At 56.8% G+C, this 23,624-nt stretch carries 23 protein-coding genes; 11 read left to right on the forward strand and 12 right to left on the reverse strand.

Annotated elements, in window-relative coordinates; all coding sequences use genetic code 11:
• Positions 1 to 28: 28 nt before the first annotated feature.
• Positions 29 to 1,120: a redox-regulated ATPase YchF gene (gene ychF / locus AC3WS9_RS09670; protein WP_100779904.1), complete on the reverse strand. Its 1,092-nt coding sequence runs from the start codon at positions 1,118 to 1,120 to the stop codon at positions 29 to 31.
• A gap of 126 nt (positions 1,121 to 1,246) precedes the next feature.
• Positions 1,247 to 1,831, reverse strand: a complete 585-nt coding sequence (pth, locus tag AC3WS9_RS09675) for an aminoacyl-tRNA hydrolase (protein WP_100779905.1) — start codon at positions 1,829 to 1,831, stop codon at positions 1,247 to 1,249.
• 271 nt (positions 1,832 to 2,102) lie between these two features.
• Between pth and ychH the strand changes: the two genes are divergently transcribed.
• Positions 2,103 to 2,378, forward strand: a complete 276-nt coding sequence (ychH, locus tag AC3WS9_RS09680) for a stress-induced protein YchH (RefSeq protein WP_095282282.1) — start codon at positions 2,103 to 2,105, stop codon at positions 2,376 to 2,378.
• Positions 2,379 to 2,474: 96 nt separating this feature from the next.
• Here ychH and dauA read toward each other — a convergent pair whose 3' ends face one another.
• From dauA to lolB, 4 genes are all read right to left on the reverse strand, one after another.
• Complete coding sequence (dauA, locus tag AC3WS9_RS09685; RefSeq protein ID WP_492488028.1) at positions 2,475 to 4,154, reverse strand: C4-dicarboxylic acid transporter DauA; 1,680 nt, start codon at positions 4,152 to 4,154, stop codon at positions 2,475 to 2,477.
• Positions 4,155 to 4,277: 123 nt separating this feature from the next.
• The gene (gene prs / locus AC3WS9_RS09690; protein WP_003856663.1) at positions 4,278 to 5,225 is read right to left on the reverse strand and encodes a ribose-phosphate diphosphokinase; all 948 of its coding nucleotides are present in this window, start codon (positions 5,223 to 5,225) and stop codon (positions 4,278 to 4,280) included.
• A gap of 125 nt (positions 5,226 to 5,350) precedes the next feature.
• Positions 5,351 to 6,220: a 4-(cytidine 5'-diphospho)-2-C-methyl-D-erythritol kinase gene (ispE, locus tag AC3WS9_RS09695; RefSeq protein ID WP_492488032.1), complete on the reverse strand. Its 870-nt coding sequence runs from the start codon at positions 6,218 to 6,220 to the stop codon at positions 5,351 to 5,353.
• The gene (gene lolB, locus AC3WS9_RS09700) at positions 6,217 to 6,828 is read right to left on the reverse strand and encodes a lipoprotein insertase outer membrane protein LolB (protein ID WP_285146321.1); all 612 of its coding nucleotides are present in this window, start codon (positions 6,826 to 6,828) and stop codon (positions 6,217 to 6,219) included. The genes ispE and lolB overlap by 4 nt, the downstream gene beginning before the upstream one ends.
• A 210-nt stretch (positions 6,829 to 7,038) precedes the next feature.
• On the opposite strand from lolB, the gene hemA reads away from it, so the two are divergent.
• Genes hemA through kdsA form a run of 6 tightly spaced genes read left to right on the forward strand, consistent with a single transcriptional unit; the run spans position 7,039 to position 12,341 of the window.
• Positions 7,039 to 8,295, forward strand: coding sequence for a glutamyl-tRNA reductase (hemA, locus tag AC3WS9_RS09705; RefSeq protein WP_107703423.1), 1,257 nt, complete (start codon positions 7,039 to 7,041; stop codon positions 8,293 to 8,295).
• 41 nt (positions 8,296 to 8,336) lie between these two features.
• Positions 8,337 to 9,419: a peptide chain release factor 1 gene (gene prfA, locus AC3WS9_RS09710; RefSeq protein WP_282494523.1), complete on the forward strand. Its 1,083-nt coding sequence runs from the start codon at positions 8,337 to 8,339 to the stop codon at positions 9,417 to 9,419.
• A complete protein-coding gene (gene prmC, locus AC3WS9_RS09715) occupies positions 9,419 to 10,249 on the forward strand; it encodes a peptide chain release factor N(5)-glutamine methyltransferase (protein ID WP_492488034.1) in 831 nt (276 codons plus the stop codon). Before prfA ends, prmC begins: the two co-directional genes overlap by 1 nt.
• Positions 10,246 to 10,638: an invasion regulator SirB2 gene (gene sirB2, locus AC3WS9_RS09720; RefSeq protein WP_285148950.1), complete on the forward strand. Its 393-nt coding sequence runs from the start codon at positions 10,246 to 10,248 to the stop codon at positions 10,636 to 10,638. Before prmC ends, sirB2 begins: the two co-directional genes overlap by 4 nt.
• Positions 10,639 to 10,640: 2 nt before the next feature.
• Positions 10,641 to 11,450 carry an invasion regulator SirB1 gene (sirB1, locus tag AC3WS9_RS09725; protein WP_282494520.1) on the forward strand — a complete coding sequence of 270 codons (810 nt, stop codon included), beginning with the start codon at positions 10,641 to 10,643 and terminating at the stop codon, positions 11,448 to 11,450.
• A 36-nt stretch (positions 11,451 to 11,486) separates the two neighbouring features.
• Positions 11,487 to 12,341, forward strand: a complete 855-nt coding sequence (gene kdsA / locus AC3WS9_RS09730) for a 3-deoxy-8-phosphooctulonate synthase (RefSeq protein ID WP_492488036.1) — start codon at positions 11,487 to 11,489, stop codon at positions 12,339 to 12,341.
• 107 nt (positions 12,342 to 12,448) lie between these two features.
• Here kdsA and chaA read toward each other — a convergent pair whose 3' ends face one another.
• Positions 12,449 to 13,549: a sodium-potassium/proton antiporter ChaA gene (gene chaA, locus AC3WS9_RS09735; RefSeq protein ID WP_282494519.1), complete on the reverse strand. Its 1,101-nt coding sequence runs from the start codon at positions 13,547 to 13,549 to the stop codon at positions 12,449 to 12,451.
• A 270-nt stretch (positions 13,550 to 13,819) separates the two neighbouring features.
• Here chaA and chaB point away from each other — a divergent pair, with 270 nt between their 5' ends.
• Entirely contained in the window at positions 13,820 to 14,050 is a 231-nt protein-coding gene (gene chaB, locus AC3WS9_RS09740) for a putative cation transport regulator ChaB (RefSeq protein WP_282494518.1), read from the forward strand.
• 178 nt (positions 14,051 to 14,228) lie between these two features.
• The gene (locus tag AC3WS9_RS09745; RefSeq protein WP_492490317.1) at positions 14,229 to 14,924 is read left to right on the forward strand and encodes a gamma-glutamylcyclotransferase; all 696 of its coding nucleotides are present in this window, start codon (positions 14,229 to 14,231) and stop codon (positions 14,922 to 14,924) included.
• A 51-nt stretch (positions 14,925 to 14,975) separates the two neighbouring features.
• Here the strand turns inward: AC3WS9_RS09745 and AC3WS9_RS09750 are convergent, their stop codons facing one another.
• The 3 genes from AC3WS9_RS09750 to AC3WS9_RS09760 all read right to left on the reverse strand — a co-directional run bounded on the left by AC3WS9_RS09750 (position 14,976) and on the right by AC3WS9_RS09760 (position 17,675).
• Complete coding sequence (locus AC3WS9_RS09750) at positions 14,976 to 15,218, reverse strand: DUF1883 domain-containing protein (protein WP_100779919.1); 243 nt, start codon at positions 15,216 to 15,218, stop codon at positions 14,976 to 14,978.
• Between the two features lie 211 nt (positions 15,219 to 15,429).
• On the reverse strand, positions 15,430 to 17,214 hold the full coding sequence (locus tag AC3WS9_RS09755) for a methyl-accepting chemotaxis protein (protein ID WP_492488039.1): 1,785 nt from the start codon (positions 17,212 to 17,214) through the stop codon (positions 15,430 to 15,432).
• Between the two features lie 107 nt (positions 17,215 to 17,321).
• Entirely contained in the window at positions 17,322 to 17,675 is a 354-nt protein-coding gene (locus AC3WS9_RS09760; RefSeq protein ID WP_282494516.1) for a DsrE/DsrF/TusD sulfur relay family protein, read from the reverse strand.
• A 183-nt stretch (positions 17,676 to 17,858) separates the two neighbouring features.
• On the opposite strand from AC3WS9_RS09760, the gene AC3WS9_RS09765 reads away from it, so the two are divergent.
• The gene (locus tag AC3WS9_RS09765) at positions 17,859 to 19,265 is read left to right on the forward strand and encodes a YchO/YchP family invasin (RefSeq protein WP_492488042.1); all 1,407 of its coding nucleotides are present in this window, start codon (positions 17,859 to 17,861) and stop codon (positions 19,263 to 19,265) included.
• 2 nt (positions 19,266 to 19,267) lie between these two features.
• Here AC3WS9_RS09765 and narL read toward each other — a convergent pair whose 3' ends face one another.
• Both narL and narX read right to left on the reverse strand, forming a co-directional pair.
• A complete protein-coding gene (narL, locus tag AC3WS9_RS09770) occupies positions 19,268 to 19,918 on the reverse strand; it encodes a two-component system response regulator NarL (protein ID WP_282494514.1) in 651 nt (216 codons plus the stop codon).
• Positions 19,911 to 21,707 carry a nitrate/nitrite two-component system sensor histidine kinase NarX gene (gene narX, locus AC3WS9_RS09775; RefSeq protein WP_285154155.1) on the reverse strand — a complete coding sequence of 599 codons (1,797 nt, stop codon included), beginning with the start codon at positions 21,705 to 21,707 and terminating at the stop codon, positions 19,911 to 19,913. The genes narL and narX overlap by 8 nt, the downstream gene beginning before the upstream one ends.
• A 322-nt stretch (positions 21,708 to 22,029) precedes the next feature.
• Here narX and AC3WS9_RS09780 point away from each other — a divergent pair, with 322 nt between their 5' ends.
• A complete protein-coding gene (locus AC3WS9_RS09780) occupies positions 22,030 to 23,427 on the forward strand; it encodes a NarK family nitrate/nitrite MFS transporter (RefSeq protein ID WP_285146331.1) in 1,398 nt (465 codons plus the stop codon).
• The last annotated feature ends 197 nt before the right edge of the window (positions 23,428 to 23,624 follow it).

Here is a 23,624-nt window from a genome sequence, read left to right on the forward strand (position 1 = left end):
GCATTAACCCCCTGTAGCAAGAAGCTATTTAGACGTTGAACAGGAAGTTCATCACGTCGCCATCTTTGACGATGTAGTCTTTGCCTTCCGCACGCATCTTACCGGCTTCTTTCGCGCCTTGTTCACCCTTGTAGGTGATGAAGTCTTCGAACGCGATAGTCTGCGCACGGATGAAGCCTTTTTCGAAATCGGTGTGGATTTTACCGGCGGCCTGCGGAGCGGTTGCGCCAACAGGGATGGTCCATGCGCGTACTTCTTTCACGCCAGCGGTGAAGTAAGTTTGCAGGTTCAGCAGCTCGTAGCCTGCGCGGATCACGCGGTTCAGACCCGGCTCTTCCAGGCCCAGCTCAGCCATGAACTCTTCGCGGTCGGCATCGTCGAGTTCGGCGATGTCAGACTCAACGGCAGCACAGACAGCAACAACCACAGAACCTTCGCCAGCAGCGATTTCGCGCACTTTGTCGAGGTACGGGTTGTTCTCAAAACCGTCTTCGTTGACGTTCGCGATGTACATGGTTGGCTTCAGGGTCAGGAAGCTCAGGTATTTGATCGCCGCTTTATCTTCTTCGGTCAGATCCAGCGCGCGCAGCATACCGGCGTTTTCCAGCTGTGGCAGACATTTTTCCAGGGCCGCGAGTTCCGCTTTCGCGTCTTTGTCGCCGCCTTTGGCGCGTTTCTGCACGCGGTGGATGGCGCGTTCGCAGGTGTCGAGGTCAGACAGAGCCAGCTCGGTGTTGATAACATCGATATCGTCAGCCGGATCGACTTTGTTATTCACGTGAATGATGTTGTCGTTTTCAAAACAACGCACCACGTGGCCGATAGCTTCGGTTTCACGGATGTTGGTCAGGAACTGGTTGCCCAGGCCTTCACCTTTAGATGCACCTTTCACCAGGCCCGCGATGTCCACGAATTCCATGGTCGTTGGCAGAATGCGCTGAGGTTTAACGATTTCGGCGAGCTGGTCCAGACGCGGATCTGGCATCGGCACGACGCCGGTGTTCGGCTCAATCGTACAGAACGGGAAGTTTGCTGCTTCGATACCCGCTTTGGTGAGCGCGTTAAACAGGGTGGATTTGCCCACGTTTGGCAGGCCCACGATACCGCATTTAAATCCCATCTTTAAATCACCTTAATATCTTGATATTCAACCCGTTAGCATTAACCGATTGAAGAAAAGTAAATAACTTTGCCTATTATACACGTAACCGCCGTCACGCGCGGTAAAAATGGCGTATCGCGCAGACTACTGCGCTTTAAAGGCGTGTAAACGGTTCGTCGCTTTGGTCAAACCCTCTTTCAGCCAGACCTCGGTACAGCGCGCCGCTTCGTCTACGGCGTCGTCGATGAGCTTCTGCTCGGAAGCGGGTGGTTTGCCCAGCACAAAGCCGACAACTTTGTTTTTATCGCCCGGATGGCCGATTCCCACGCGTAAACGGTGAAAGTTCGGGTTATTGCCGAGCTTGCTGATAATGTCTTTCAGACCATTATGGCCGCCGTGACCGCCGCCGAGTTTGAATTTGGCAACGCCCGGGGGCAGATCCAGCTCGTCGTGCGCGACCAGAATTTCGTCCGGATTGATGCGATAAAACGTCGCCATCGCCGCCACGGCTTTGCCGCTCAGGTTCATGAAAGTTGTTGGAACAAGCAGACGCACATCCGCTCCCGCCAGGTTGATACGCGAGGTATAGCCATAGAACTTGGGTTCTTCACGCAGGGGAGCACGTAACCGCTCGGCCAGCAGATCAACATACCAGGCTCCGGCGTTATGGCGGGTGGCCGCATATTCAGCGCCTGGGTTGGCAAGGCCGACAATCAGTTTAATCGTCACGTTTCAATTCCTAAAGGTTCCAGATTTGCCGCGTAGTTTACTGTTTGCCGCGCCGCTTGACAAAATTCTGCGTCAGGAAACGGGGGATTTGAATAATGACGCAGTTGAACCATTAGAATTTCAAGCGGTTCAGTCGCTTATTTGTAAACTTTTGTGGCAATCGTGCTCATTATTGTGATCATTCACGCAACTCATAAAAGACCCGTTGTCTATACTTTAAACACAAGGATTAGGGACATTTTCCCTGCAACCCAGGTTCCGGAGGTGGCATATGAAACGCAGAAACGCTTCACGACTCGGTAACGTGCTAATGGGATTGGGCCTGTTCGTGATGGTAGCAGGTGTGGGTTACTCTATTTTAAACCAGTTGCCGCAGCTTGACCTCCCACAATACTTCGCGCATGGCGCGGTTCTGAGCATCTTTTTAGGTGCGGTACTGTGGCTGGCGGGGGCTCGCGTGAGTGGTCATGAGCAGGTCAGCGACCGATACTGGTGGGTGCGTCATTACGATAAGCGCTGCCGTCGCGATCAGCATAAACATAGCTAACTCAGTGTTTATTGCCGGGTGGCGGCTTCGCCTTACCCGGCCTACAAAATTTACATAACGAATGTGACAACGGCTCCCTAGGGAGCCGTTGTTGTATCAGAGATCTGCTAACGCCGCTTCGCGATTCGGGTAGAACGCCAGGCGGCCTGGAATCGGCTGTACACCTGCGCGGGCCATGGTGCGCAAAGGCTGGAACTCCAGATTACTTACCCGCAGCTCGCAGCCTTCCGGCAGACGATTCACAAAGCGCTGGAAGGCATCCAGACCGCCCGCGTCCAGCACCGGCACCGCATCCCATTTCAGCACCACAATTCGTTTTCCGGCGATTCGCGATTCCAGATCGCTGAACAAACCTTCTGCCGCCGCGAAGAACAGCGGGCCGATGACGCGTAAAACCAGCACGTCGTCCGGGACCTCAACATTTACCGGCGCGAGGCGCGTCATCTGCGCGATGCGGCGCATAAACAGCAGCGATGCCAGCACAATCCCGACGCTGATAGCGATCACCATGTCAAACAGCACCGTCAGCGACATACAGATCAGCATCACGATGATGTCGTCTTTTGGCGCGCGGCGCAGCAGGTGCACCACTTTGTGCGCCTCGCTCATGTTCCACGCCACCATCAGCAGCAGGGCGGCCATCGCCGAGAGCGGCAGCCATGAGAGCAACGGAGCGAGGGCCAGCAGGGCGAGGATCACCAGCAGGGAGTGGATCACCGCAGACACCGGCGATGTCGCCCCGGCGCGGACGTTGGCTGCGGAACGCGCAATGGCCGCCGTGGCGGTAATGCCGCCAAAGAATGGCGCGATGATATTCCCCAGCCCCTGACCGACCAGCTCGCTGTTGGCTTTGTGCTTGGTGCCGGTCATGCCGTCGAGCACCACCGCGCAGAGCAGCGATTCAATCGCGCCGAGCATCGCCATGGAAAACGCGGCAGGAAGCAGGGCGCGCAGGGAGTCCCAGCTCAGGGTGAAGTCTGAGCCGGGCAGGTTCCACGGCAGTACCAGCTGCGGCAGAAGCTGCGGAATACCGTTGCCCTGCGAACCGTCCGCCAGAATATAGTGGAACTGGGAGCCGATGGTGGCGACGTGACCGCCAAGCAGATTCACCACCCCCATCACCGCGCAGCCCAGCAGCAGCGCAGGAAGATGCCCCGGCAGGCGGATGCCCAGCCGTGGCCAGAGAATTAAGGTTCCGAGCGTCACGACACCGATCGCCGCATCGCCCAGATTGGCCGTCGGCAGGGCCATAAACAGCGCGCCGACCTTTTGCAGATAGTGTTCAGGAACGTGCGCGAGCTGCAAACCAAGAAAATCCTTGATCTGCATGGTCCCGATGGTAATGCCGATCCCGGAAGTGAAGCCGAGCGTCACGGAAAGCGGAATGTACTCGATCAATCGGCCAAAGCGCGCCAGACCGAACAGGATCAGAAATACCCCGGACATGAGCGTCGCGACCAGCAAACCCGCCAGGCCAAACTGCTGGGAAACCGGGTAGAGGATCACCACAAAGGCTGCGGTCGGGCCGGAGACGCTAAAGCGCGACCCGCCGGTCAGGGCGATGACAATCCCGGCGACTGCCGAGGTATAAAGTCCGTACTGTGGTGCCACACCGCTGCCAATCGCCAGCGCCATCGCCAGCGGAATGGCAATAATCCCGACGGTGATCCCGGCGATAACATCACGCAGAAAACGTGACGAGGTGTATTTTTCTTTCCAGCAGGCGTCGATGAGGGCGCGAAAGGGCAGAACATGTGAGGAGGTTAAATTTTTCACAATTCTCGTTATCCGTGAGCACATCATCTGTCATGTGAATGGCAGGTGAAGGAGGTATTAATCATACAAATAAAGAATAAAGACAAAAAAACCCGCCGCAGCGGGTTTTTGGGCCGTGTTCGATTAGTGTTCGAACATCGCAGAGATGGATTCTTCGTTGCTGATACGACGAATCGCTTCGGCCAGCATGCCTGACAGAGTCAGCGTACGGACGTTTGGCAGCGCTTTGATCTCATCGCTCAATGGAATGGTATCGCACACCACGACTTCGTCGATGACGGAGTTACGCAGGTTGTTGACAGCATTGCCAGAGAAAATCGGGTGAGTTGCGTAAGCAAACACACGCTTAGCACCACGTTCTTTCAGCGCTTCAGCGGCTTTGCACAGCGTGCCGCCGGTGTCGATCATGTCATCAACCAGCACGCAGTCACGGCCAGCGACGTCACCGATGATGTGCATCACCTGAGAAACGTTAGCGCGCGGACGGCGTTTGTCGATGATAGCCATGTCGGTATCGTTCAGCAGTTTGGCAATCGCACGAGCACGAACCACGCCGCCGATGTCCGGAGAAACCACGATTGGGTTGTCCAGGTTCAGCTGCAGCATGTCTTCGAGCAGGATTGGGCTGCCGAATACGTTATCAACCGGGACGTCGAAGAAGCCCTGGATCTGCTCTGCGTGCAGGTCAACGGTCAGAACGCGGTCTACGCCTACGCTTGACAGGAAGTCAGCAACAACTTTAGCGGTAATCGGTACACGCGCTGAACGGACGCGACGGTCCTGGCGAGCATAGCCGAAGTAAGGAATAACAGCCGTGATACGGCCTGCGGAAGCACGGCGCAGGGCATCGACCATAACAACCAGTTCCATCAGGTTGTCGTTAGTTGGAGCACAGGTGGACTGGATGATGAAAATATCACCACCGCGTACATTTTCGTTAATTTGTACGCTGACTTCGCCGTCGCTAAAGCGACCTACAGCGGCGTCGCCGAGGGAAGTGTACAGGCGGTTGGCAATACGTTGTGCTAGTTCCGGGGTGGCGTTACCAGCAAAAAGCTTCATATCAGGCACGAGAAGAACCTCAGGCATGCGTCCAATGGTGGATAACATTCGCCACAAACTGTGCGGGCCAGGCGAACGCTATCCAGGCGGTGTATTAAAGAGCGCGATGCAACGTCTGGAACAGGGTGACGTTGTCACCGAAACTCAGTCTGCGCCAGAATGGCCTGCTGTAGCGGGGAAGTGTTCATCCCTCGCGCCACAAAACCATGCAGCCATTCCGGGGCTTGCTCTAGCACCTGACGAGCGGCGGATTCGGTGTCAAATTCAGCAAAAACACAGGATCCTGTGCCAGTCAGGCGCGACGGGGCGTATTCTAACAGCCAGGAAAGCACCGCATCAACCTCGCGAAAACGTTTTCTTGCGATAACCTCGCAATCGTTGCTGAATTCACATTTTAATAACGTTTCTATTGACCGCACGGGAGTGTCCCGTGGCAGCAATGGATCTTTGAAAATCACCGGGGTCGGAATGCTCACACCGGGATGGGCAACCAGGTACCATTTCTCCGGCGGATCGACCGGGGTAAGGACTTCGCCAACGCCCTCGGCAAACGCCGCGTGACCGCGCACAAACACCGGCACATCCGCCCCGAGCGTCAATCCTAAAGTGGCCAGTTCATCCGGAGTTAACCCGCAGCCCCAGAGATGGTTCAGTGCCACCAGTATAGTCGCTGCATTGGAAGACCCCCCACCCAGACCGCCGCCCATCGGCAGGCGTTTCTCGATGCTGATATCAGCCCCGCTTCCCGCAGGCAAACGATCGGAGGCCGCCGCCGCGTTCATCAGCAGCCGCGCGGCGCGCACGATCAGGTTATCTTCATGGGCAACGCCGTCGACGGGCGTCAGCAGGCGAATCTGCCCGTCGCGGCGCGGCTCAATCGAGATCGTGTCGCCATAATCGACAAACTGAAACAGCGTCTGCAGCAGATGATAGCCGTCAGCGCGTTGCCCGGTGATGTACAAAAACAGGTTCAGCTTCGCCGGAGAGGGCCATTGGCTCATCATTTAACGATCCAGTTATCCATTTTGAGCTTAATACGCTGGCTGCCTTCCGTCAGTTCCATGTTGGCTGGCAATGAGGGTTTAGTCGCGCTGTCGTAGCCGCCGTACACCACTTTCCAGGTTTTGCCGTTCTGGGTGTAGTTTAGTTCGCTCAGGCGGTACTGGTCGTCAAGTGTGTAATCCGTGGCGTCGCCCGGCAGGCCGAGGATCCACTGACGCAAACTGTTGAGCGGAATAGGCATGCCGGTCAGTTTGCCGATCATCTCTTCGGCGTCCGTTGCGGTGTAGTGCTGGCCTTTGTTATCGGTGATCTGCGCGGTGCCCGGCTGAGCGTTCAGCTCAAGTTCGGTGCTGCCGAGTGGGTTCAGGAGCAGCAGGCGATAGCGATCCTGGCCGGTCTGCTGCCAGAAGAAGCGGGCGTAGACTTTTTGCTGATCGGACAGATAAGCGAACGCGCCGCGCGTCTGATACTGACTTAAATTTCGCACTTCTTGCTGGTGCTGACGCCACTGCGGGGAGTCAGGACTTTTGCCGGGGCCCTTGGGCGGGGTAATCGAGCAGGCGGTAAGTACCAGTGCCGCCAGCGGTAACAAGCGAATCAATCGGGCCATAGTCGTGACAAATCCTTGAGATGCGTTGCAGTTATAACCCTTAATGCTAGCGCCGGGCGGTGGCAGCGTCTACGTTCATATTGTCTTAAATCATGAAATTAGCCTGGACGGCCTATTACTCCGAAAGGGGGCGCTCTCTTTTATTGATCTCGCGCATCCTGTATGATGCGACCTGCTAACCTTATTAACGCTGGTACTACTCCCGCTCACATGACCCTTTTAGCACTCGGTATCAACCACAAAACAGCCCCGGTTTCGCTGCGAGAACGCGTGACGTTTTCGCCGGATACGCTCGACCAGGCGCTGGATAGCCTGCTTGCCCAGCCGATGGTGCAGGGTGGGGTGGTGCTTTCTACCTGTAACCGTACCGAACTCTATTTGAGCGTTGAAGAGCAAGACAACCTGCATGAAGCCCTCATTCGCTGGTTGTGCGACTACCATAATCTGAACGAAGAAGAGCTGCGCAATAGCCTGTATTGGCATCATGATAATGATGCGGTCAGCCATCTGATGCGCGTCGCCAGCGGCCTTGATTCGCTGGTGCTTGGCGAGCCGCAGATCCTCGGGCAGGTCAAAAAGGCCTTCGCCGATTCCCAGAAAGGTCATCTGAAAGCCAGCGAGCTGGAACGCATGTTCCAGAAATCCTTCTCCGTCGCAAAGCGTGTGCGAACCGAAACCGACATTGGTGCCAGTGCGGTTTCTGTTGCCTTCGCCGCCTGTACGCTGGCGCGTCAAATCTTTGAGTCGCTCTCAACGGTCACCGTGCTGCTCGTCGGCGCGGGAGAAACCATTGAGCTGGTGGCGCGTCATCTGCGCGAACACAAGGTCAAGCAGATGATCATCGCCAACCGGACCCGCGAACGCGCGCAGGTGCTGGCTGATGAAGTGGGCGCAGAAGTCATCGCCCTCAGCGACATCGATGAACGCCTGAAAGACGCGGACATCATTATCAGTTCTACCGCCAGCCCGCTGCCGATTATTGGCAAAGGGATGGTGGAGCGTGCGCTGAAATCGCGCCGCAATCAGCCAATGCTGCTGGTGGATATCGCCGTCCCGCGTGACGTCGAACCGGAAGTGGGCAAGCTGGCGAACGCCTATTTGTACAGCGTGGACGATCTGCAAAGCATCATTTCCCATAACCTCGCCCAGCGTAAAGCGGCGGCGGTGCAGGCCGAAACGATTGTCGAGCAGGAATCCAGCGAATTTATGGCCTGGCTGCGCGCGCAAAGCGCCAGCGAGACGATTCGCGAATACCGCGGTCAGGCGGAACAGGTACGTGACGATCTGACAGCCAAAGCGATGGCTGCCCTCGAGCAGGGCGGCGATCCGCAGGTTATTATGCAGGACCTGGCGTGGAAACTGACCAACCGGTTAATCCATGCTCCAACCAAATCACTTCAACAGGCAGCCCGTGACGGGGATGATGAACGCCTGACCATTCTGCGCAACAGCCTCGGGCTGGAATAGCGCCACACACCCATTTTCTATTACAAGGTGCATTTACGCCTATGAAGCCCTCTATCGTCGCCAAACTGGAAGCGTTGCACGAGCGCCATGAAGAAGTTCAGGCCTTGCTCGGTGATGCTGCCACTATTGCTGACCAGGATCGTTTTCGCGCCCTGTCGCGCGAGTATGCGCAGTTAAGTGATGTTGCGCGCTGCTTTACGCAATGGCAGCAGGTTCAGGAAGATATTGAAACCGCGCAGATGATGCTCGACGACCCGGAAATGCGCGAAATGGCGCAGGAAGAGTTGCAGGACGCCAAAGCGCGTGCGGAAGAGATGGAGCAGGAGCTCCAGGTGCTTCTGCTGCCAAAAGATCCGGACGACGAGCGTAACGCGTTTGTCGAAGTCCGCGCGGGCACCGGCGGTGACGAAGCCGCGCTGTTTGCGGGCGATCTGTTCCGCATGTACAGCCGTTATGCGGAATCCCGCCGCTGGCGCGTCGAAATCATGAGCGCCAACGAAGGCGAGCACGGTGGTTATAAAGAAGTGATCGCCAAAATCAGCGGCGATGGCGTCTACGGTCGTCTGAAATTTGAGTCTGGCGGTCACCGCGTACAGCGCGTTCCGGCGACGGAATCTCAGGGGCGTATTCATACCTCAGCCTGTACTGTAGCGGTGATGCCTGAGCTGCCGGAAGCCGAACTGCCGGATATTAACCCGAGCGATCTGCGCATCGATACCTTCCGCTCTTCGGGCGCGGGCGGTCAGCATGTTAACACCACCGACTCCGCGATCCGTATTACCCACTTGCCGACCGGCATTGTGGTGGAGTGTCAGGACGAACGTTCTCAGCACAAAAACAAAGCCAAAGCGCTGTCGGTGCTGGGCTCGCGTATTCGCGCCGCCGAAGTGGCGAAACGTCAGCAGGCCGAAGCGTCAACGCGTCGTAACCTGCTTGGCAGCGGCGATCGCAGCGATCGTAACCGCACCTACAACTTCCCGCAGGGGCGCGTGACCGACCACCGTATCAACCTGACGATTTACCGTCTGGATGAAACGATGGAAGGCAAACTCGACTCCCTGATCGAGCCGATCGTGCAGGAATACCAGGCCGATCAGCTGGCAGCCCTGGCTGAGCAGGACTAATGGATTTTCAGGCCTGGTTACGTGCCGCCGTGAGCGAGCTTTCCGAAAGCGAAAGCCCGCGTCGCGACGCCGAAATCTTGCTGGAGCATGTCACCGGCAAAGCGCGGACCTATATTCTGGCGTTTGGCGAAACGTTGCTGACCGCCGAACAGGAATCGCAGCTTGCCGAACTGCTGGCCCGCCGTAAAAACGGTGAACCGGTGGCGCACCTGACCGGCGAACGGGAGTTCTGGTCGCTACCGCTGTATGTCTCCGCGGCCACGCTGATCCCGCGCCCGGACACAGAGTGTCTGGTCGAGCAGGCGCTGGCGCGTCTGCCTGAAAGTGCCTGTCGCATTCTGGATTTAGGCACCGGCACCGGCGCGATTGCGCTGGCCCTGGCGAGCGAACGTCCGGATTGTCAGGTGACGGCGGTTGACGTGATGCCGGACGCGGTCGCGCTGGCACAGCGTAACCTTGCGCGCCTGGGGTTCAGCAACGTTCAGATCCTGCAGAGCAGCTGGTTTAGCGCAATCGCCAGCCAGCAGTTTGATATGATCGTCACCAATCCGCCGTACATTGACGAGCAAGATCCGCATCTGTCGCAGGGCGATGTGCGCTTCGAGCCGCTCACCGCCCTGGTCGCCGCTAACGAAGGGCTGGCTGACATCGAACACATTATTACCACCGCGCGTGACCATCTGGTTTCCGGCGGCTGGCTGCTGCTGGAGCACGGCTGGACGCAGGGAGAGGCCGTGCGAGCGCTGTTCAGCGCGGCGGGCTACGACGCGGTCGAAACCTGTCGTGACTACGGCGGTAACGATCGCCTGACGCTCGGGAAAATGCCATGAGCGCGTTCAGCGTGTTGATTACGCTGCATATCGCCGCGGTGGTGCTGACCATCAGCTTTTTCGTGGTGCGCTACTGGTGGCGTTACAGCAATAACCCGCTGATTGACGCCCGCTGGGTGCGCATTGCGCCGCACGGCATCGACACGGTGTTGTTCCTTTCTGGCCTGGGTCTGATGTGGCTTACCGGCTATCTGCCATTTACTGATAAAGGCACATGGCTGACTGAAAAGCTGTTTGGCGTTATCATCTACATCGTTTTGGGTTTTATCGCGCTTGGACGTCGTCGTCCGCGCAGCCAGCAGGTTGGGTTTATCGCCTTCCTGCTGGGGCTGGTGGTGCTGTACATCATCATTAAACTCGCCACCACAAGAATACCGTTACTGGGGTAAGTATGAGGTCCTTAGCCGATTTCGAATTTAATAAAGTACCGCTTTGCGATGGAATGGTCCTGATCTCTGAGATGATCCGCGACGATTTCACCTCACAGTGGGTCTACGATGAGCTGGAAAATCTGGCAAGCCTGGCGCGTGAAGAGATCAGCGAAGCGCGTCCGCAGGACTGGCAGCTGGAGAAGCTTATCGAGCTGTTCTACGGCGAATGGGGCTTTTGCGACACGCGCGGCGTGTATCGTCTTTCCGACGCCCTGTGGCTGGATCAGGTTCTGAAAAACCGTCAGGGCAGCGCTGTTGCTCTGGGGGCTGTTTTGCTGTGGGTCGCTAACCGGCTGGATATTCCGCTGGTGCCGGTCATCTTCCCGACGCAGATGATTCTGCGCGCGGAGTGGCTGGACGGCGAAATGTGGCTGATCAATCCGTTTAACGGCGACACGCTGGACGAGCATACGCTGGACGTCTGGCTGAAGGGCAATATCAGCCCGGTGGCAGAGCTGTTTAACGAAGATCTCGACGAAGCGGACAACGCCGAAGTGGTGCGTAAGCTGCTGGATACGCTGAAATCCGCGCTGATGGAAGAGCGGCAGATGGAGCTGGCCCTGCGTGCGAGCGAAGTGCTGCTGCAGTTCAATCCGGAAGATCCGTATGAAATCCGCGACCGTGGCCTTATCTACGCGCAGCTGGAGTGTGAGCACGTTGCGCTGAATGATCTGAACTACTTCGTTGAGCAGTGCCCGGAAGATCCGATAAGCGAAATGATTCGCGCGCAGATCAACTCGATCGCGCACAAACAAATTACACTGCATTAATCATAATTCCGATTCACACCTGAATAAGGCGATCCTATGAAACAAAAAGTGGTTAGCATTGGTGATATCAACGTGGCAAACGACCTGCCGTTCGTGCTGTTTGGTGGCATGAACGTTCTGGAATCCCGCGACCTTGCCATGCGTATCTGCGAGCACTACGTGACCGTGACCCAGAAGCTGGGCATCCCGTACGTGTTTAAAGCCTCTTTTGACAAAGCCAACCGCTCCTCCATCAACTCTTACCGCGGCCCGGGCCTGGAAGAGGGGATGAAGATTTTCCAGGAGCTGAAACAGACGTTTGGCGTGAAAGTGATCACCGACGTGCATGAAGCCTCTCAGGCGCAGCCTGTCGCTGACGTGGTGGATGTGATTCAGCTTCCGGCTTTCCTCGCGCGTCAGACCGACCTGGTTGAAGCGATGGCGAAAACCGGCGCAGTGATCAACGTGAAGAAACCTCAGTTCGTGAGCCCTAGCCAGATGGGTAACATCGTCGATAAATTTATCGAAGGCGGCAACGACCAGATCATCCTGTGTGACCGTGGTGCGAACTTCGGTTACGACAACCTGGTGGTCGACATGCTGGGCTTCAGCGTGATGAAGAAAGTGTCTAACAACTCGCCGGTGATCTTCGACGTGACGCACGCCCTGCAGTGCCGCGACCCGTTTGGCGCCGCTTCCAGCGGTCGTCGTGGTCAGGTAACTGAGCTGGCGCGTGCCGGTATGGCGACTGGCCTGGCCGGTCTGTTCATCGAAGCGCACCCGGATCCAGCCAACGCCAAATGCGACGGCCCATCCGCCCTGCCGCTGGATAAGCTCGAGCCGTTCCTGAAACAGATCAAAGCGATTGACGATCTGGTGAAGAGCTTCGACGAGCTGGATACCAGCAACTAATAAAAAAACCCGCTTCGGCGGGTTTTTTTATGCCCGACGGCGCGGGCCTACGGGCATGATTGATTTTGTAGGCCGGGTAAGGCGAAGCCGCCACCCGGCAATCAACATCAGGCGAAAATCGTCATCAGATACGCGATAAACAGCGCCAGATGCGCAGAACCATTCAGCACGTTGGTGCGTCCGGTCGAGAACGAAATCTGACACAGCAGCAGCGACGCGACCATCACAATCATCTCTGGCGCACCCAGCGCAAAGTGCAGGTCATTCCCGGTCATAAAGGCAATCAGCGTCACGACCGGAACGGTCAATGAAATCGTCGCCAGAACCGAACCGAAGAACAGGTTCATCGCGCGCTGCACCTGGTTATTCAGCACCGCTTTCAGCGCCCCTAAGCCTTCCGGAGAGAGGATCAGCAACGCCACCAGGAAGCCGGTGAAGGCCACAGGTGCGTTCAGCTCTGTCAGCAAGGTCTCCAGCGGATTGGCGTTCATCTTGGTGACGGCGATAACCGCAATCAGATGCACGATCAGCCAAACCGTGTGCCACATGCTGCTGTGCGCCGACGGCTTACCGTGGTGCGGGTCATCGTCATCGCCGTCGTCTTCATGCTCGTACACGAACAAGCTCTGGTGCGTTTTGGTCTGAATCAGCAGGAACACGCCATACATCGCGGCGGAAATCAGGGCAACCAGCAGCGCCTGACCGGTAGTGAAGTTAGCACCCGGCAGTGCCATCGGGAAGACGAGAACAATAATTGCCAGCGGGAAGAGGGCAATCAGATACTGTTTAATACCAAACAGGTTCATATATTGGGTGGCGAATTTGCCCCCGCCCAATAACAGCGAGAAGCCCACCAGACCGCCGGTGACAATCATGATGATCGAGTACAGCGTATCGCGCATTAGCGTCGGTGCCGCGTCGCCGGTCGCCATCAGTGCGGAAATCAGGCTGACTTCGAGAATAACAACGGAAAGACTTAAAATCAGAGAGCCATAGGGTTCACCCAGGCGGTGAGCCAGAACATCGGCGTGGCGTACGACGCTAAATGCGCTGGATAAAATACCAATAAGAGCAAGAATGTTAATTCCAACGACCACTGGCAGTGACTGACTACTTCCCCAGAAGAGCAGCACAGCCAGTGCCACAAGCGGGAAAATAAGCGACGTCTCCTTGTGGCGGGTCTTAACCGCCTCATGCGTTGTTGTCATGTGATACTCCGTCAATGCAGGTGTTTGTAATTATAGAATGAAAATGCAGGCCATTAAACTAACAGAAAACAGATAATTTCCAGTGATGTTTTACTTAATTTTACGTCACGGCGGCGATTTTTCTCAAAGTGCCTGTAAAAGCGTTTTTAATCTAAATACATACTAAATAACAGTAGATTAAGTTAATTCAATTCACACAATTGTCATTTTGACTGGCGGTGATAACTCTCGTCGGCCACACTTACCTTTTTGACTCAAAAGAGGTGAGTGATGCCCTACAAATCAAAAAGCGACCTGCCTGAAAGCGTCCAGCACGTGCTGCCATCACATGCGCAGGAGATCTACAAAGAGGCGTTTAACAGCGCCTGGGAACAATATAAGGATAAAGAGGATCGTCGCGATGACGCCAGCCGCGAAGAGACGGCCCATCGCGTCGCCTGGGCGGCGGTAAAACATGATTATGAAAAAGGAGAGGACGATAAATGGCATAAAAAGAAATAGTCGCCTTATGATTAGCCACCTCTGTTTTGACTTTTCCGGCTGTTGAACTTTCGTTGTATTGCAACTGGCCTGTGAATTGCTTATCGTTTGTTGACTGCTGTCAAAATGAGCAGAAAACGAAAATGCCGGGAAGGCGAACAAGATGTCGCAAGGAAGCATGCAGTGGCGGAGGTGGAAAGTGTTAACGCGTGATTTCTTAATGAAGGCAGATTGTAAGACGGCATTTGGTGCTATTGAGGAATCGCTTCTCTGGTCGGCTGAACAACGTGCAGCGTCGCTCGCCGCGACAATTGCCTGTCGTCCGGATGAAGGCCCGGTATGGATATTTGGTTATGGTTCGCTGATGTGGAATCCCGCGCTGGAATATGTGGAATCCGCAACGGGTACGCTCCCTGGCTGGCATCGCGCATTCTGTCTGCGCCTGACCGCCGGACGCGGCAGTGCCTGTCAGCCGGGCCGAATGCTTGCACTGAAAGAGGGCGGGCGCACCACCGGTGTTGCATATCGTCTGCCGGACGAGACCCTCGAAGAAGAGCTCTCGCTGCTGTGGAAGCGCGAGATGATTACCGGCTGCTATATGCCGAGCTGGTGCAAGCTGGAGCTCGACGACGGTCGCACCGTCAATGCGCTGGTGTTTATCATGGACCCGCGCCATCCCCTGTATGAATCCGATACCCGAACGCAGGTCATCGCTCCGCTGATTGCTTCGGCCAGCGGGCCGCTGGGGACTAACGCTCAGTATCTGTTCTCACTCGATCAGGAGCTGTCGCGTTTAGGAATGCAGGATGATTGCCTGAACGAGCTGGTGGCCCGAGTGAAAGCATTAATTGAAGGGGATTCCCGCGAAGCGTCATTGCGTCCGGGTTTTGCCTGATAAAAAATGCCGGGTGGCGGCTGCGCCTTACCCGGCCTACAAAAGCGGATTTCAGGCAGCGACGTAGCTGACCGAATGCTCCAGCGACTGGCTGTGGCTGTCGATCAACACATCCCAGGTGCCGGTGTAAGGCACGGTTAACCACGCATTGTCTTTGTTCTGCACGCTGAGAATATCCGCCTGCGACGACTTCTGCGCTTTCGCGCTCATCAGATGAATATGGCAGCGCTCAGAGCAGCGCACGACGACCGTATCTCCGCCAAACAGTTTCAAACTTGTTTTTACCAGTGCCATTTTTTACCCCGTTGTCCCGAAAACGCGCTCCCTGCGGTTAATCCTGAGCGTGATGTTGTTCACAATTCACTCATGGCATAACACCAAAGGGGAAGGGTGGAGATGCTGATTTTGATCAAAAAATGGCATAACGTTTAAACAAAAATGACAAAATGCCTGAAAGGGTTCAGCTGGCGCGTATTTGACCAGGCCAATACGCGCCACACTAAAATTATATGCGGAAATGTCCCGCCGTTTCAGCAAGGTCGCCCGCCTGGCTCTGCAGGGCGCTCGCCGCGGCGGCGGATTCCACCACCAGTTCGGCGTTCTGCTGCACCATCCGGTCGAGATGGGTCACGGCGTGGTTGATCTCGTGGATGCCTTTCATCTGCTCGCTGGTGGCGATGGTGATTTCACGCATAATTCCCGACACGCTGCCGATGGTCGAGCGGATCTCGTCCATGCTTTCCCCGGCCAGATGCACGTAGCGCGAACCGGTCGCCACGCTGTGGGCGGTCGAGTCGATCAGCGTTTTGATCTCTTTCGCCGCCTGCGCGCTGCGACTCGCCAGACTACGCACTTCCCCGGCCACCACCGCAAATCCGCGACCCTGCTCGCCCGCACGTGCGGCTTCCACCGCCGCGTTCAGCGCCAGGATGTTGGTCTGGAAGGCAATCCCGTCGATCACGCTGGTGATATCACCGATTTTGGCCGACGCCACTTCGATAGACTGCATGGTGGTGATGGCCTGAGAGACCACTTCGCCGCCGCGCGAGGCCGCCGCTGAAGCTTTGCTCGCCTGGTCGTTGGCTTCCGCCGCTGATTCGGTGGACTGGGTGACGGAGGCGGTGATCTGCTCCACCGCGCTGGCAGTTTCGCGCAGGCTGGAGGACGCCTGCTCGGTACGGCCCGACAGATCCTGGTTGCCTGCGGCTATTTCGCGCGCCGCGTTTTTCACCGAAGAGCTCGCGTCGCGCAGCTGCACCATTACCGTGGAGAGTTTGTCGCTGAAGGCGTTAAAGGCCTGAGCGATTTCCGCTACTTCGTCCTGGCCGTTGTCCGGCAGACGCTGGGAAAGGTCGTTCGTGCCGTTGGCAATCGAGTGCATTGCGTCGCGAATATTGGACAGGCGTTTCAGCAGACGGGCGATCACGAAGTGGACAATCGCGCCGCTGAGCAGAACCAGGATCACCAGCGACAGGGCAGAGGCTTTCAGCAGGGCGCGCATCCCGGAGGTGGCATCGTTACTGTCGAGGGCCACGACCAACAGCCAGTGCGTTCCCGCCACCGGTGTGGCGATGAAGGTTTTCTCCAGACCGCCCAGCGTGCCGTCGATTTCCTGGCCCTGTTTCAGAGCATTGATATCGACACCGCCGATCGCCTCATTGAAGGGTTTCAGGGTCAGGGCCGGATCGTTGGCGGCGATTACCGTCCCGTCGCTGTCGATCAGCAAACCGCTGCTGGCAGGCGTCGGATGAATGCCGCGTACGTTTGCCACCACGCTGTCCATCGCCACATCCCCGGCCACGACTGCTTTCAGCGTGCCGTTCTCTTTTACCGGCACGGCGAAGGTCACCACCAGTTTACCGGTGCCTGCATCGACATACGGCGCGGTAACGACCGGCGCATCGGCGCTGACCACCTGCTGATACCACGGGCGCACGGTCGGGTCGTAATCCGCCGGAACGCCGGCCGGATCGGAGAATTTCGCCGTTTTGCTGGCATACCCGACGTAGACGTTAGTAAAACCACCGGCCTGCGCCAGCTGTTTAAACACCGGAACCGGGTCATCATTCAGCGCCACGGACTGCGCGGAGCTGATCACGGTCAGCTTGCTGTTCACCCAGTCGGCGATGGCGAGGTTATGGCTGGCGCTGGTGCTGGCCAGAATATCGCGCTGCGACTGCTGGTTATCCTTGCGTGTGACCTGGAAATTAATGACGGTATTAAGAAGAAGAGCGACGACCAGACAGCCTGTCGTCGCGGCGATGATACGGGCACGAATTGACTTTAACATTCACTGTGTACCTGCTGAGTTGACTTAAGTAGCCTATCGGCAACCCGGCGAGGAACTTGATGGTGCAACCGCGTCCATAAGTAAAAAATATGTAAGCGAGTTTATTATTAAAAAGTTAATACTTTATCGGCGGACAGGGTCCACTGGGCCAGTTCCACCAGAGTGCCGATCTCCACGCCCTCAATCAGCGGCAGGGCGGTGATACCGCGCCCGTCGGTGCAGGTTTTACATAGTTTCACCGGGACATTCTGGGCGGTGAGGATCTCCAGCATCTGCTGAATGTTATAGCCCTCGGCGGGTTTTTGCCCTTTCAGCCCGGCGGTGACGGCATCCGACATCAAGAAGAGACGCAGATCCAGCTCGCCCTCCTGATCGCGCAGGGCAATGGCCAGGCGCAGGCTGTTAAACAGGGATTCACTTCCGTAGGCCGCACCGTTTGCGACAATCACAATTTTTTGCATGTTCACTCCTGTAGATAGCAAGGCACGGATAATGCCGGTGGCCTATGCTACCGCGCTCCCGGGGGAAAAGACAAAGTGGCTTCGGGTTATTCCTGAAATTGCCCTTAAGGCTGCAAAAACTTCCAGAACGCGTTAAGGTTAGCACTGTAATTACCTGCGATCTGGATCACAGTTACGACATTCATGATGGCTTCACCACACATTCGCTCGCTGCTTTTCCTCCTCCTTATCCCGGCCGGAGCCGTTTTGGCTGCCTCGGGTTCTTTTGAACAGCAGGCTAAAAACCCTTTTGATAACAATGGCGATGGTCTGCCGGATCTCGGCTTAGCCAAACCGACAGGCGAAAGCGAAAAACATCTGGCGGAGATGGCGAAAGCCTTCGGTGAAGCGAGCATGACCGATAACGGCCTGACGACCGGGGAGCAGGCGCGTCAGTTTGCCTTTGGCAAGGTGCGCGATGCCGTCAGCGGAGAGGTGAACCAGCAGATCGAGTCCTGGCTGTCGCCCTGGGGTAACGCTAGCGTCGATCTGCTGGTGGACGACAACGGAAAATTTAACGGCAGCAGCGGGCGGTGGTTTATTCCCTGGCAGGACAACAACCGCTATCTGAGCTGGAGTCAGGTGGGTCTGACGCAGCAAACCGACGGACTGGTGAGTAACGCCGGCGTTGGTCAGCGCTGGGTGGCCGGGAAATGGCTGCTGGGCTACAACACCTTCTACGACAATCTGCTGGATGAGAATTTACAGCGAGCCGGGCTGGGCGCCGAAGCCTGGGGTGAGAACCTGCGCCTGTCGGCCAACTACTATCAGCCGTTCGCCAGCTGGCGCGAGAGCTCCGACGTGCAGGAGCAGCGCATGGCGCGCGGGTACGACGTCACCGCCAAAGCCTGGCTGCCGTACTTTCATCATCTGAATACCAGCGTCAGCTTTGAGCAATATTTCGGTGAAAATGTCGATCTGTTCCACAGCGGCACGGGGTATCGCAACCCGATGGCGGTCAATCTTGGGCTGGACTATACGCCGGTGCCGCTCCTGACCTTCTCGGCGGCGCACAAGCAGGGTGAGAGCGGCGTCAGCCAGAATAACCTCGGCATGAAACTCAACTATCGCTTTGGCGTGCCGCTGAAAAAACAGCTCTCGGCGGATGAGGTCGCGGCCACGCGTTCCCTGCGCGGGAGTCGCTATGACTCGCCGGACCGCACCAGTCTGCCGGTGATGGAGTTCCGCCAGCGTAAGACGCTGTCAGTTTATCTCGCCACGCCGCCGTGGGATTTGCATCCGGGTGACACGGTCAATCTGAAACTGCAGATCCGCAGTACTCACGGAATACGCGCGCTGCACTGGCAGGGCGATACGCAGGCGTTAAGTCTGACGTCGCCACCGCGGGCGAACAGCAGTGATGGCTGGAGCGTGATCCTCCCGGCATGGGATGCAAACGAAGGGGCGACGAACCGCTGGCGGCTGTCGGTGGTGGTCGAAGATGAAGACGGGCAGCGTGTCTCTTCCAATGAGATCACGCTCTCTCTGTCGCCACCGCTGATGGCAGTGCCGGATGACGATCCAAGATGGAAACTGCTGCCGGACGAGTGAAACTAGAAAATGCGCTCCTGATGGACCCACACTGCCGCTTCGACGCGGGATTTGAGCTTCATTTTCTTGAGCATATGTTTGACGTGAACTTTCACCGTGCTTTCGGTGATATCCAGACGGCGGGCGATCATTTTGTTCGGTAGCCCCTGGGCAATCAGCTTCAGGATGTCACGCTCGCGCGGAGTCAGCTGAGTTACATCGCGATCTGACGTGGCGCGGTTGGCGCGCAGACTGGCGGCGAGTACCGGCGTTAAGGCTTCGCTCAGGACCATTTCACCTGCGGCGGCCTGTTGCAGGGCTTTCAGCAGATCTTCCGGTTCCATATCTTTGAGCAGATACCCGTCTGCGCCGCGTTTCAGCGCGGTCACCACGTCTTCTTCATGGTTGGACACGCTAAACACCACGATGCGCCCGGAGAGGGATTTTTCGCGCAGCTTATCCAGAGTTTCCAGGCCGTTCATGCCCGGCATATTGAGATCGAGCAGGATCAAATCAGGATCGAGTGACTCGGCAAGTTCAATACCCTGTTCGCCGTTGCTGGCCTCGCCGACAACGGTAATGTCTGCCGCCATGCTGACAAGTTGTCTTACGCCGGTGCGCAGCATCGGATGATCGTCGATTAACAGGATGGTTGCCGGTTCCTGATTAGTCATGGTTTTCTCCTTGAGAAGTGATGAGAGGCTTTTCGGGGATAAAGGTCACTACGACTTCAGTGCCGCCAGACTCTCCCCGGCGAACCTGGCAATCCCCACGCAGACTTTGCGCGCGGTCTCGCATAATAATTAAACCATAGTGGTTGGTACGTTCAGCGTTTTCCGGCACGCCGCAGCCGTTATCCTGGACCGTGAGACGCACCTGATTATCGTGATGCGTCACGGCCACCGTGACTGCCGTTGCGTCGGCGTGCTTGAGCGCATTGCTCAGGGCTTCGCGGGCAATTTGCAGCAGGTGAATCGCCTGATGGGAGGGGACAAAACGCGGCGGGAGCTGGTAATCCAGCTTCACCGGGAACCCCAGTCGGGCGCTAAATTCGTGGCAGCTTGATTCTAATGCCGGGCGTAAACCCGGCTCGGTGAGCTGCAGACGGAAGGTGGTCAGCAGTTCGCGCAGCTGCACCCAGGAGGTGTTGAGCTCGTTGCGGATCTGGCTCAACAGCTGTTTGCTGGTGGCGGGCAGGGCGTCGTCCTGCATCTGCAGACAGCTGACCTGCATTTTGATACAGGAGAGCGACTGGGCGATCGAGTCATGCAGTTCGCGGGCGATGGTCGCGCGCTCTTCCATGACGATCAACTGCTGCTGTTTTTCCTGATGGCGGTCCAGCGCCAGGGTCGCGGTGAGCTGCTCCACCAGAGTATCGACCAGCTGCTGCTGATCGTGGCTCAGGTGGCGACCGGTCGGCAGGGTTGCCAGCAAAATCCCGTACTGGGTGTGGCTGTCCGTGAGACGCCATTTCAGGGTCGTACCGCTGCTGGCGAGTGTGGGCAGCCCGCGCGGACACAGGTGACAGCCTTTATCGTCGCAGGTCATGTCGGACTGGCAGGTGAACTCCTGATGGTTCTCTTCGTCTTCGACGTCGTAGACGCGCAGTTCAATATCGTGCAGCAGGGTCAGATTTTGCAGGCCGTTCAGCACCGGCGACAGGCGCTCGCAGAGCGGAACCTGAGAGTGCAGACGGCGGTTGGCCTGCCATAAGAAGGAGAGAATTTCGTTCTTTTGCTCAAGACCGGCGGTTTTTTCCTGTACCCGTTTTTCCAGTACCGCGTAGCTCTCGGCCAGCTCGCCGGACATATCATTCAGGGCCTGGCCGAGCATTGCCATTTCGTTGCGCCCGCTGATGTGCGCCCGCTGGGTAAAATCACGCTGAGTGACGGCGCGGGCCACGGCCAGCAGCTGCTTCCAGGGATGCAGCAGGCGCGCGCGCAGCCAGACGATAGTGAACACCAGCAGCAGGGCCATAAACACCGCCATTGCACCGTGGACCATCACCACGCGCTCAATGCGCATTTCGGTGGAGGAGTCGAAAGAGGAGACGAGGGTATCAATGCGGGCGACGAAACTGGCGACATCACCGGCAACGGTGTCGGGGCTGTGCGCCTGCTGCAGGCCCGGTTTCAGCTGGCTGTGCCAGTAGCCTTGCAGGGCGTTAAGCTGTTGGGTTTGTCCATCGCGCTGGGCGGCAATTTCCAGTTCGGGGCTGAATGCGGTACGCTCCATCTCATCCAGCAAGGCCTGGTCTTTCGACGTCAACGGAACGGCAGCCAGCAGGCGATAACTCTGCATACGCAGGGAACCTGCCTCGTTAATGGCATGAGCGCTACCCTGTACGCCCTGCACCAGCCAGCCAGAGATCGCCATACCAGTCACACCAATGGCGGTGGACAGCAACACGATGAGGGCCAACTGATTAACCAGCGTCAGTGGAGAGAAGAGTCGTTTTAACATGGGCTTGCCGGGCTCCTGATTTTGCCTGCCTCCAGGAATGGCGCTATTTTCCTGCATACCCTGGAGTATACCCATACCAACAAAGGATTACTCCTAAATTGCCACGGGAGTAATGGGCAGGGGGAGGCGAGAAGTGCAAAACGTCAGCCCCGTTAAAAAACCACACCTTTTTTGCCGAATTTTACCTAAAGCATCTACTCACTTAGGGTCATGGCGTTTTTTTGAGCGTCAAACCGTCAACTTTTCCTTTGATTTATATCAACTTACCGCTCGCTTAAAACCCTAATGTTTGCAGCATCAATATTGATAATCAGAGGTGTCTATGAGTCACTCATCCGCCCCGGAAAGGGCAACCGGTGCTGTTATAACAGAATGGCATCCGGAAGATCCTGAGTTCTGGAAACAGCGTGGCCAGCGTGTTGCAAGTCGTAATCTGTGGATTTCTGTTCCGTGTTTGTTGTTAGCATTCTGCGTGTGGATGCTGTTTAGTGCTGTGGCGGTAAACCTGCCGAAAGTCGGCTTTACCTTTACTACCGATCAGCTGTTTATGCTGACTGCGCTTCCGGCACTTTCCGGCGCGCTGCTCCGTGTTCCTTACGCCTTCATGGTTCCGCTGTTTGGCGGTCGTCGCTGGACGGCATTCAGCACCGGCATCATGATCATCCCTTGCGTCTGGCTGGGCTTTGCGGTGCAGGACACCTCAACGCCGTTCAGCGTGTTCGTGATTATCGCGCTGCTGTGCGGCTTTGCCGGGGCTAACTTTGCTTCCAGCATGGCGAACATCAGCTTCTTCTTCCCGAAAGCCAAACAGGGCGGCGCGCTGGGTATCAACGGCGGTCTGGGCAATATGGGCGTGAGCGTGATGCAGTTGATCGCGCCGCTGGCGATCTCCATGTCTATCTTCGCCGTCTTCGGCGGAACGGGCGTGGAACAGGCCGACGGCTCTAAACTGTTCCTCGAAAACGCCTCCTGGATCTGGGTACCGTTCCTGGTGGTATTCACCCTGGCAGCCTGGTTCTTCATGAACGATCTGTCAGCGTCTAAAGCCTCCCTGAGCGAGCAGCTGCCGGTTCTGAAACGCGCGCACCTGTGGATCATGGCCCTGCTGTATCTGGCAACCTTCGGCTCGTTTATCGGCTTCTCCGCCGGTTTCGCGATGCTGTCGAAAACCCAGTTCCCGGACGTGCAGATCCTGCATTTTGCCTTCTTCGGTCCGTTTATCGGCGCCCTGGCACGCTCTACCGGCGGGATGATTTCCGACCGTCTGGGCGGAACCCGCGTGACGCTGGTGAACTTTGTGCTGATGGCGTTCTTCTGCGCACTGCTGTTCCTGACCCTGCCGACCAACGGTGTGGGCGGTAACTTCACCGCGTTCTTCGCCGTGTTCATGGGCCTGTTCCTGACGGCCGGTCTGGGTAGTGCTTCTACCTTCCAGATGATCTCGGTGATCTTCCGTAAGCTGACCACCGACCGTGTGAAAGCGCAGGGCGGCAGCGAAGAGCAGGCGATGCGTGAAGCGGCGACAGACACTGCGGCAGCGCTGGGCTTCATCTCTGCCATCGGTGCTATCGGCGGCTTCTTTATTCCGAAATCATTTGGTATCTCCCTCGAGCTGACCGGCTCCCCGGCGGGTGCCATGAAAGTATTCCTCGTCTTCTATATCGCCTGCGTGTTTATCACCTGGCTGGTATACGGCCGTAATACTAAGAAAAACAAGTAAGTTTGATTATCCGTTCGCGCGGCCACTGTGCCGCGCATTTTTTTATCTCGCACTTAGTTACAACATACTTATTACTGGCTCAGGATGAGCCCGCGGGAAACGCTGTGATCGCCATCGCTTTGCAGCGGCGTCTACCCCTTAATACCTAAGATGTTAAAAACAGCCGTACCCTATCTGGGATAACAATAAAATATATA

The organism is Lelliottia sp. EB106-05-01-XG201, from assembly GCF_058791735.1.

Bases quoted from the DNA above. Each gene is read 5' to 3' on its own strand.
- ychF (WP_100779904.1), bottom strand. From the start codon at position 1,120: ATGGGATTTAAATGCGGTATCGTGGGCCTGCCAAACGTGGGCAAATCC.
- ychH (WP_095282282.1), top strand. From the start codon at position 2,103: ATGAAACGCAGAAACGCTTCACGACTCGGTAACGTGCTAATGGGATTG.
- ispE (WP_492488032.1), bottom strand. From the start codon at position 6,220: ATGATGAGCCAATGGCCCTCTCCGGCGAAGCTGAACCTGTTTTTGTAC.
- lolB (WP_285146321.1), bottom strand. From the start codon at position 6,828: ATGGCCCGATTGATTCGCTTGTTACCGCTGGCGGCACTGGTACTTACC.
- hemA (WP_107703423.1), top strand. From the start codon at position 7,039: ATGACCCTTTTAGCACTCGGTATCAACCACAAAACAGCCCCGGTTTCG.
- prfA (WP_282494523.1), top strand. From the start codon at position 8,337: ATGAAGCCCTCTATCGTCGCCAAACTGGAAGCGTTGCACGAGCGCCAT.
- prmC (WP_492488034.1), top strand. From the start codon at position 9,419: ATGGATTTTCAGGCCTGGTTACGTGCCGCCGTGAGCGAGCTTTCCGAA.
- sirB2 (WP_285148950.1), top strand. From the start codon at position 10,246: ATGAGCGCGTTCAGCGTGTTGATTACGCTGCATATCGCCGCGGTGGTG.
- sirB1 (WP_282494520.1), top strand. From the start codon at position 10,641: ATGAGGTCCTTAGCCGATTTCGAATTTAATAAAGTACCGCTTTGCGAT.
- kdsA (WP_492488036.1), top strand. From the start codon at position 11,487: ATGAAACAAAAAGTGGTTAGCATTGGTGATATCAACGTGGCAAACGAC.
- chaA (WP_282494519.1), bottom strand. From the start codon at position 13,549: ATGACAACAACGCATGAGGCGGTTAAGACCCGCCACAAGGAGACGTCG.
- chaB (WP_282494518.1), top strand. From the start codon at position 13,820: ATGCCCTACAAATCAAAAAGCGACCTGCCTGAAAGCGTCCAGCACGTG.
- AC3WS9_RS09750 (WP_100779919.1), bottom strand. From the start codon at position 15,218: ATGGCACTGGTAAAAACAAGTTTGAAACTGTTTGGCGGAGATACGGTC.
- AC3WS9_RS09755 (WP_492488039.1), bottom strand. From the start codon at position 17,214: ATGTTAAAGTCAATTCGTGCCCGTATCATCGCCGCGACGACAGGCTGT.
- AC3WS9_RS09760 (WP_282494516.1), bottom strand. From the start codon at position 17,675: ATGCAAAAAATTGTGATTGTCGCAAACGGTGCGGCCTACGGAAGTGAA.
- AC3WS9_RS09765 (WP_492488042.1), top strand. From the start codon at position 17,859: ATGATGGCTTCACCACACATTCGCTCGCTGCTTTTCCTCCTCCTTATC.
- narL (WP_282494514.1), bottom strand. From the start codon at position 19,918: ATGACTAATCAGGAACCGGCAACCATCCTGTTAATCGACGATCATCCG.
- narX (WP_285154155.1), bottom strand. From the start codon at position 21,707: ATGTTAAAACGACTCTTCTCTCCACTGACGCTGGTTAATCAGTTGGCC.
- AC3WS9_RS09780 (WP_285146331.1), top strand. From the start codon at position 22,030: ATGAGTCACTCATCCGCCCCGGAAAGGGCAACCGGTGCTGTTATAACA.